At 61.3% G+C, this 1,681-nt stretch carries 1 protein-coding gene and 1 pseudogene; both read left to right on the top strand.

Annotation, left to right across the window (positions count from 1 at the left end; all coding sequences use genetic code 11):
- Positions 1 to 176: pseudogene (locus AC1DWI_RS22100) on the top strand (2,3-epoxybenzoyl-CoA dihydrolase); the annotation flags it as partial.
- A gap of 128 nt (positions 177 to 304) precedes the next feature.
- Positions 305 to 1,681, top strand: a 1,377-nt coding sequence (gene boxB, locus AC1DWI_RS22095; RefSeq protein WP_477725778.1) for a benzoyl-CoA 2,3-epoxidase subunit BoxB, incomplete at its 3' end; no start/stop codon positions are given.

Raw genomic sequence — 1,681 nt, 5'->3', positions numbered from 1 at the left:
GCATGGAAGCCTCGTTGCGCTTCCCGGGGAAAGAGACGATGGAGACGCGCGTGTTTGGGCGGCTCTCGGCCTGGCAGAACTGGATTTTCATTCGTCCGAATGCGGTGGGTGAGGACGGTGCCTTGAAACTTTTCGGCACGGGCAAGAAAGCCAAGTTCGACTGGAAGAGGGTGTAACCCCCCGAAGCGCCTGCGGCGCCTCCCCCCAGGGGGCGCCACCTGCGGCCCGGCAAAGCCGGTTCCGCGCTGGCACTGGTACTGACATTGCTGCTGCCGCCTCGCAACTTATTTGATGGAAGAACGCCATGAGCTCAATAGATCTGCAAGCCCTCATCCCCAACAACGTCCACCTGGGCGAAAACCGCCAGCTCCAGCGCGCGCTGGAGCACTGGCAACCCGCCTTTCTGAACTGGTGGGACGAAATGGGTCCCAGCGACTTCAAGGCCAAGGAAGTCTATTTGCGCACTGCTGTCGGCGTGGATGCATCAGGCTGGGCCAGCTACGGCTACACGCCCATGCCCGATTACCGCTGGGGCATCTTTTTGGCTGACAAGGAAGAGGGTCGCAAGATTGGCTTTGGCGACCACATGGGTGAAGACGTCTGGCAGGACGTGCCCGGCGAATACCGCTCGACCTTCCGCCGTCTGATCGTGACGCAGGGCGACACCGAGCCGGCGTCTGTCGAGCAACAGCGCCTCTTGGGCCACACCGCGCCGTCGCTGTATGACCTGCGCAATCTTTTCCAGGTCAACGTCGAGGAAGGCCGACACCTCTGGGCCATGGTGTATTTGCTGCATGCGCACTTCGGCCGCGATGGCCGCGAAGAAGCGGAAGAGCTCTTGATGCGCCACAGCGGCGATGCCGACAAGCCGCGAATCCTGGGCACTTTCAACGAGCCCATGGACAACTGGCTGAGCTTTTTCATGTTCACCTACTTCACCGACCGCGACGGCAAGTTCCAGCTCAAGTCATTCGCAGAATCCGCCTTTGACCCGCTGGCGCGTACCACGCGCTTCATGCTGACCGAGGAAGCCCACCACATGTTCGTGGGCGAGACCGGGGTTGGCCGTGTCATCAAACGCACGCTGGAAGTGATGAAAGAGCTGGACACCGACGACGTCGCCACACTGCGCAAAGCCGGTGTAATCGACCTGCCCACGGTGCAGAAATTCATGAACTTCTGGTTCACGTCGTCGTTGGACCTGTTCGGCTCGGAAGCGTCGTCGAACGCCGCCAACTACTTCAGCAACGGCATCAAGGGCCGGCCGGACGAAGCCAAGTTCGCCGACCACGTGGAACTCGAAACCGAGATGAGCATCGTGGTGCCGAACGGGCAGGGCGGTCTCAAAAACGAGACGATCTCGACCCGCAACGGCATGAATGAGATCACGCGCCTCGAGTACGTCAAGGACTGCAATGTCGGCGTGACGCGCTGGAACATGGGCATCAAGCGCGCGGGTGTGGATTTTGAGTTGACCCTGCCGTCCACACGTTTTCGCCGCGCGGTCGGCGCCTGGGCCGGTAATTTCACCGACCCGCAGGGCAACCCGATCAGCGCCGCCGATTTCGAAGCGAAAAAAGACCAGTGGCTGCCCACGCCGGCCGATACGGCATTTGTCAAAAGCCTGATGAACCGAGTTACCGAACCCGGCAAGATGGCCGCCTGGATCGCGCCGCCGGAC

The organism is Polaromonas sp. P3_C2, assembly GCF_056402675.1.
Note: the sequence above shows the minus strand (reverse complement) of the source record. Positions and strands in the feature narration are given on the sequence as shown.